This window comes from Kineococcus vitellinus, assembly GCF_009906315.1.
In the GTDB taxonomy this organism is placed as follows: domain Bacteria; phylum Actinomycetota; class Actinomycetes; order Actinomycetales; family Kineococcaceae; genus Kineococcus; species Kineococcus vitellinus.
Genome location: NZ_JAAALL010000250.1, coordinates 1 through 6,607, shown reverse-complemented (window position 1 = coordinate 6,607; position 6,607 = coordinate 1). Strand labels below are relative to the sequence as shown.

Here is a 6,607-nt window from a genome sequence, read left to right as displayed (position 1 = left end):
GGCGGGGGTCGGGCGCGGTGCGGACGGCCTCCAGGACGGCGGTGAAGGCCTCGGTGCGCTCCAGCGGCACCAGCAGGGCGCCCGCCGCGGGGTCCTCGCGGTGCGCCAGCAGGTCCTCCAGCAGGTCGCGGCGGGTGTGCTGCTCGACGACCGTCCCCTCCGGGGTCGACCAGGTCACCTCGTCGCGGGTGTAGCGCAGGGTGGCGCTGCCGCGGCTGCCGTGCAGGGTGACGGCGGGCTCGCGCGCGGTGGCCGCGCACAGGGTGACGGCGACGACGATCGTCGTGCCGCGCGAGGTCCGCAGCCGCAGGCAGGAGGTGTCGTCCGCCTCGATCGGGTTGGCCCGGTGCAGCTCCAGCTCCACGGAGCCCAGGGAGGCGGCGTCCTCGCTGCCGTCCAGGCGCAGCGCGGTGGCCACGGCGTGCGCGAAGGGGTTGGTGAGGGCGCCGTCGACGACGGGCCGGCCCCCGAGGGTGCGCCGCCCCGCCCAGGGCGCGCGGCTCCAGTAGCCGCTGGCGCGCTGCCAGGTGCCGGTGGCGCCGATGCCGCGCAGCGTCCCCAGCCGGCCCGCGGCGACGTCGGCGGCCACGGCCGGCAGGGCGGCGGAGCCCAGGCTCTGGAAGCCGACCTGCACGTGGCGGCCCGCGGCGGCGGCGGCCTCCTGCAGCTGCCGGTGCTCCGCCCACGTGGCCGTCGGCGGCTTCTCCAGCAGCAGGTCGGCCCCGGCCGCCAGCGCGGCCAGCGCGATCGGGGCGTGGGTGGGGATGGGGGTGACGACGACGACGACGTCGGGGCGCACGCGGCGCAGCGCCTCGTCGAGGTCGTCGGTCCACGGGGCCGCGCCGGACAGCGCCGTCAGCTCCTCGTCGGGCGCGGTGGTGTCACAGACGCCGCCCAGCTCCAGGCGGCCGGCGTCGGCGAGGCGGCGCAGCCGCTGCAGGTGGCCGCGCCCGTGCCCGTGCGCCCCCACGAGCAGGACGCGCGGCAGGCTCACCGCCCCGGCCCGTCCGCCGCGGCGCCGGCCGGCGGGGCCGGGGGCAGGTGCGGGAGCACGAGGCGGCGGTGCACGGCGTGCAGGGACAGCACCCACAGCGCCGGCAGCACGAGGAAGACGCCGGGCAGCAGCACGCTCAGCAGGACCGCCACGGCCGTGACGGCCAGGGCGGCCGCGCCGGCGAGGGGGGCGCGGCGCAGCGCCAGCCAGCCGCCGGCCGCCGCCGAGCGCCAGCCGCGCCCGCGCGGGCCGTCGGCCAGCTGCGGGACGCCCAGCAGGACGGCGGCGAGCAGGACGGCGCTGACGAGCAGCAGCGCGCCCGCGGCGAGGTCGCCGCCGGGGACGGCGCCCGAGCGCAGCAGGTCCTGCTGGAGCACGAGCACCAGGCCGGCGAGGACGGCCAGGGCGCTGACGAGGCAGCCGGGCAGGAAGCGGCGCCCGAACTCGCGGGCGGTCTGCGACCACGGCGGCAGCTCGTCGGCGTCGGCCCAGTGCCCCACCGCCCGCGACAGCGTCGCGACGACGGCGCCCAGCGGCAGGACGCACACCGCGAGCAGGGCCGCGACGAGCCCGAGCAGGCACAGCTCCGAGATGCGCCGCACCTGCTCCTTCCAGCCCCTGCCGGACCCGGTGTCCTCGGGGGCGCGCCGGCGCCGGGGACGGGGGGCCGCCACCACCGGGGCGCTCACCCCTTGATCCCGCTGGTGTTGATGCCCTCGACGATGAGGCGCTGGAAGACCAGGAAGAAGAGGAAGACCGGCACCAGGCTCAGGACGGACATCGCGAACATCGGGCCGACGGCGTTCTGGCCGGAGGAGTCCAGGAAGAGGCGCAGGCCGATGGGCAGCGTGTACTTGGCGATGTCGTTGAGGTAGACCAGCTGGGAGAAGAAGTCGTTCCAGGTCTGGATGAACGAGAAGACCGTCGTCGTGACCAGGGCCGGCTTGGTCAGCGGGAGCACGATCCGGAAGAACGTGGCGAAGGGCCCGCAGCCGTCGATGGCGGCGGCCTCGTCCAGCGTGCGCGGGATGCCGCGCATGAACTGGACCATGAGGAAGACGAAGAACGCGTCCGTCGCCAGGAACTTGGGGACGATGAGCGGCAGCGGGGTGTTGACCCAGCCCAGGGCGTTGAAGAGGACGTACTGGGGCACGACGAGCACGTGGTGCGGCAGCAGCAGCGTGCCGATCATCAGGGCGAACCACACCCCGCGCAGCGGGAAGCGCAGCCGGGCGAAGGCGTAGGCGGCGAGCGCGCAGGAGAGGACGTTGCCGACGACGACGCCGACGGAGACGACGACGCTGTTGGCGAAGAAGCGGGCGAAGCTGACGCCGGGGATCCCCGACCAGCCGTCGGCGTAGTTCCCCGGGGTGAACGACTCGGGCAGGACGTCGAGGTTGTTGGAGATCTCCTGCGGCGACTTGAACGACGTCCCGACCATGTAGACGATCGGGTACAGCGCGACGACGAGCAGGGCCACCAGGACGACGTGCGCGACGATCCCGCCGCGGCCGCGCGCCGGGCGCCCGCGCGTCGGTGCCTGCGGCGCGATCGGCGCGGAGGCCAGCGTGCTCGGAGCGGTGGTCATCAGTGCTCCCCCTCGTCGGCGTAGTGGACCCACAGCGAGCCGCTGCGGAACACGATGGCGGTGATGATCCCCAGCACGAGCAGGAAGCCCCAGGCCATCGCCGAGGCGTAGCCCATCTGGAAGTCGCCGAAACCGCGCAGGTACAGGTAGAGCGTGTAGAGCAGCGTCGAGTCGGCGGGGCCACCGGTGCCGCCGCTGATGACGAACGCGGCCGTGAACCCCTGGAACCCGGCGATGGTCTCCAGCACGAGGTTGAAGAAGAGCACCGGGGACAGCATGGGCAGGGTGATGTGCCAGAACTGCTTGAACCGGCCGGCGCCGTCGAGGGCACCGGCCTCGAACATCTCCGCGGGGATCTGCTTGAGCCCCGCCAGGAAGATGACCATCGGCGCCCCGAACTGCCAGGCCGCCAGCAGCACCAGGGTGCCCAGCGCCGTCGAGGGGTTGGTGATCCAGCTGCGCCCCTCGATCCCGACGAGGCCGAGGATCTCGTTGAGCGCGCCCTGGCCGCCGAACAGCGTCTGCCAGACGATGGCGATGGCCACGCTGCCGCCCAGCAGCGACGGCACGTAGAACAGCGCCCGGTAGAGGCCGACACCGCGGCGGTCGCGGTAGAGCAGCAGCGCGACGCCGAGGGCGACGGCCAGCTTCAGCGGCACCGAGACCACCGCGAACAGCAGCGTCGCCTTGACCGAGTTCCAGTACTGCGGGTCGTCGGTGAGCATCCGCACGTAGTTCTCGAGCCCGATCCACTGCGGGGACTGCAGCAGGTCGTAGTCGGTGAAGCTCAGGTAGAGCGAGTACAGCATCGGGAACAGGGTGATCCCGAAGAGGCCGATGAACCACGGCAGCAGGAACGTGTAGCCCGCGACCGCCTCGCGCCGGCGGCGGGGGCTGCCGCCCCGCGACCGGTCTGCGGTGCTGCGGCGCGCTGCCACGCGCGGTGGGCGGTGGGCCGTGTCGGCCATGGTGACGCTCCTGTCCGTGTGCTTCGTCGGAGGCCTCGTCGGGACGGTCATCGCGGGGCTCGCGGCGCTGGGCTCAGCTGCCGGCGCGCTCGAGGGCGGAGGTGGCCTGGGACACGAACTCGGCGGCCGCGTCCGCGATCTCCGCGCGCCCGAAGGCGACGTTCTCGGCGGCGGAGGTGAGCAGCTGCCCGATCTGCGAGTCGCCCTGCGCGGGCACCGGCGGGGTGTCGCCGGCGCTGGCGGTCACCCGCTCGTCGAAGGCCACGACGTACTTGAGCTGCTCGTCGAAGGCGGGGCTGATGGCGTCGCGGACGGCGCTGTTGGGCGGCAGGCCGCGCTCGGTGCCGAGGGCGGCACCGGCCTCGGGGTCGTTGTCGAAGAAGTTGATGACGTCGACGGCCGTGGGGATGTTCTTGCCGCGCGCGTAGGCGGTGAAGAACTGCGAGGGACGGGCGTAGGCGCCGGAGAGGTCACCGGGCAGCGGCGCGAGCTGGAGCTGGTGGTCGGTGGCCTTGGCCAGCTCGGTGAGCTGGTTGTCGTAGGAGAAGGTGGCGACCGTCTGCTGGGTGGCGACGGTGTTCTTGGAGATGTCGCCGGCGTTGGCGGGCTGGCTCACCTCGGCGGGCGAGGCGCCCTTGCTGGCGCGCAGCTCGTCCCACATCGTGAACCACTCCGTCAGCTCGGCCTCGCCGAAGCCCAGGGCCTGCCCGTCGTAGAGGGCCTTGCCGCCCTGGCGCAGCCAGTACTCCAGCCAGTTGAGGTTCGCGCTCTCGTCGCGGGTGCCCCACAGGCCGCCCGTCGCCGTGGTGACCTCGGTGGCCCAGGCGGCGAACTCGTCCCAATCGGCCCAGCCCGCCTCGGCCGGCAGCAGGTTCAGCGGCTGCAGCACGGTGGCGTCGACGGCGAGCGCCTGGGTGTTGGAGGCCAGCGGCATCGCGTAGAGCTTGTCGTCGACCTTGCCGGTGTCGATGAGCTTGGCGTCGATCTGGTCGGTCTTCAGCGTTCCGCCCACCCAGGGGGTGAGGTCGGCGATGACGCTCTTGTTGGCGTACTCGCGCAGGGCCCGGTTGTCGATCTGGATGATGTCCGGGGCGTTGCGGCCGGCCGCCGAGGTGTTGATCTTGTCGTAGTAGCCGCTGTAGCCCTGCCACTGGGTCTTGAACGTGACGTTGGGGTGGGCCGCGGTGTAGAGGTCGAGGACCTTCTGGGTGTTCTCGGCGCGGGCCGGGCCGCCCCACCAGGCGACGGTGAGGACGACGGGCTCGGTGGTCTCGGGGCCGGCGCCGGCCGCGGAGCCGCCCGCGGACGCGCTCTCCTCGTCGCCGCCGCACGCGGCCAGGCCGAGCATCGAGGCGCCGAGCGCGCCGGCGAGGAAGGACCGGCGACCGGGGACGGCGAGGCGGGCCGCGGGGCGCCCGGTGGGGGTGGTCATCGTGATCTCCTTCGATCGGTGACGGGCCCGGCGGCGGCGGCGCTGCCTCCCGGCTCGCCCCATTGCGGCACACCGCGGCCGGTGCGTCAAGCGCTTTCCCGCACGTTGTCACAAACGTTTTCAGCCGACGGGTGCCCAGGCGGCGCCGGGACCGGACCCGCGCGGCCGCGTCCCTTGACAGGTGGCGGCCCGAGGGAGCTGACTTGGTCGCAAAGGTTTGCAGCGACGCTCACCCGGTGCTGCACCCGACTCGCGGAGGAGTCCCATGCCCGGCCCCACGTCGCCCGCCCGCACCCGCTACGCCGTCGTCGGCCTCGGCGGGCGGGCCCAGATGTACGTCCGCGCGCTGGCGCGCACGCACGCCGACCGCAACGAGCTGGTGGCGTTCTGCGACGCCAACCAGACCCGCATGGACGCGCACAACAAGGCCCTGCGCGACGAGCACGACCACGACCCGGTCCCCACCTACGCGGCCGCGGACTTCACCAGGATGCTCACCGAGCAGCGGGTGGACGCCGTGGTCGTCACGACGGTGGACAGCACCCACGACGAGTACATCGTCGCTGCGCTGCGGGCCGGCTGCGACGTCGTCACCGAGAAGCCCATGACGATCGACGCGGAGCGCTGCCGGCGCATCCTGGAGGCCCAGGAGGCCTCGGGCCGCAAGGTCACCGTCACCTTCAACTACCGCTACAACCCCGCCCACGCCAAGGTCCGCGAGGTCATCGCCTCCGGCGCCATCGGCGAGATCGGCTCCGTGCACTTCGAGTGGCTGCTCGACACCCGCCACGGCGCCGACTACTTCCGGCGCTGGCACCGCGACAAGGCCAGCTCCGGCGGCCTCATGGTCCACAAGGCCACCCACCACTTCGACCTCGTCAACTGGTGGATCGCCTCCTCGCCGGAGACGGTCTTCGGCCTGGGCCGGCTCTTCTTCTACGGCGACGAGAACGGCGCCCGGCGCGGGCTGGCCCGCGACTACGAGCGCGCGCACGGCGCCCCCGAGGCGGCCGACGACCCCTTCGCCCTGCAGCTGGACTCCTCGCCCAACCTCACGGCGCTCTACCTCGACGCCGAGCACGAGGACGGCTACCACCGCGACCAGAACGTCTTCGCCCCCGGCGTCACGATCGAGGACGACATGTGCGTGGCCGTCCGCTACCGCAACGGCGCGACGATGAGCTACCACCTCACCGCCTACTCCCCCTGGGAGGGCTACCACGTGGTGTTCAACGGCAGCGGGGGCCGCCTGGAGCTGGACGTCGTCGAGAACGCGTTCGTCGACCCGGTCACCGCGAGCCGGGCGCCCGGCGAGGCGCTGCACGGCGTCGACGGGCACGCCGCCGACTCCGGCGCCGGCACCCGGCTGCTGCTGCGCCGGCTGTGGGAGCAGCCGGTCGAGCTGGAGCTGCCCGACACCACGGGCGCCGGCCACGGCGGCGGCGACGAGCGCATGCTGGCCGACATCTTCGGCGAGCCCGCCGGGCCCGACCCCCTCGGCCGCGCCTCCACCCAGCTGGACGGGGCGCGCTCCCTGCTCACCGGCCTGGCGGCCAACCGCTCCTTCGAGACCGGGCTGCCCGTGCGGGCTGACGACGTCCTGGCCCTGTGACGGGCCGCCCCGC

6 protein-coding genes are annotated in these 6,607 nt (G+C 73.6%); 1 reads left to right on the top strand and 5 read right to left on the bottom strand.

Translation table 11 applies throughout. From position 1 onward, the window contains the following. From GTQ99_RS17965 to GTQ99_RS17945, 5 genes are all read right to left on the bottom strand, one after another. Positions 1 to 994 (bottom strand): Gfo/Idh/MocA family oxidoreductase (locus GTQ99_RS17965; RefSeq protein WP_166617097.1); only part of this gene is annotated, 994 nt, incomplete at its 3' end. After that, a complete protein-coding gene (locus GTQ99_RS17960) occupies positions 991 to 1,683 on the bottom strand; it encodes a hypothetical protein (protein WP_166617096.1) in 693 nt (230 codons plus the stop codon). The genes GTQ99_RS17965 and GTQ99_RS17960, both read right to left, overlap by 4 nt. Continuing rightward, entirely contained in the window at positions 1,680 to 2,582 is a 903-nt protein-coding gene (locus GTQ99_RS17955; protein ID WP_166617095.1) for a carbohydrate ABC transporter permease, read from the bottom strand. Before GTQ99_RS17955 ends, GTQ99_RS17960 begins: the two co-directional genes overlap by 4 nt. Then, a complete protein-coding gene (locus GTQ99_RS17950) occupies positions 2,582 to 3,550 on the bottom strand; it encodes a carbohydrate ABC transporter permease (RefSeq protein WP_166617094.1) in 969 nt (322 codons plus the stop codon). The genes GTQ99_RS17955 and GTQ99_RS17950 overlap by 1 nt, the downstream gene beginning before the upstream one ends. Positions 3,551 to 3,623: 73 nt before the next feature. Next, positions 3,624 to 4,982, bottom strand: a complete 1,359-nt coding sequence (locus GTQ99_RS17945; protein WP_166617093.1) for an ABC transporter substrate-binding protein — start codon at positions 4,980 to 4,982, stop codon at positions 3,624 to 3,626. 265 nt (positions 4,983 to 5,247) lie between these two features. On the opposite strand from GTQ99_RS17945, the gene GTQ99_RS17940 reads away from it, so the two are divergent. Further along, complete coding sequence (locus GTQ99_RS17940) at positions 5,248 to 6,594, top strand: Gfo/Idh/MocA family oxidoreductase (RefSeq protein ID WP_166617092.1); 1,347 nt, start codon at positions 5,248 to 5,250, stop codon at positions 6,592 to 6,594. Positions 6,595 to 6,607 lie beyond the last annotated feature (13 nt).

Coding starts and splice junctions, on each gene's coding strand:
- GTQ99_RS17950 (WP_166617094.1), bottom strand. CDS start 3,550: ATGGCCGACACGGCCCACCGCCCACCGCGCGTGGCAGCGCGCCGCAGC.
- GTQ99_RS17955 (WP_166617095.1), bottom strand. CDS start 2,582: ATGACCACCGCTCCGAGCACGCTGGCCTCCGCGCCGATCGCGCCGCAG.
- GTQ99_RS17945 (WP_166617093.1), bottom strand. CDS start 4,982: ATGACCACCCCCACCGGGCGCCCCGCGGCCCGCCTCGCCGTCCCCGGT.
- GTQ99_RS17940 (WP_166617092.1), top strand. CDS start 5,248: ATGCCCGGCCCCACGTCGCCCGCCCGCACCCGCTACGCCGTCGTCGGC.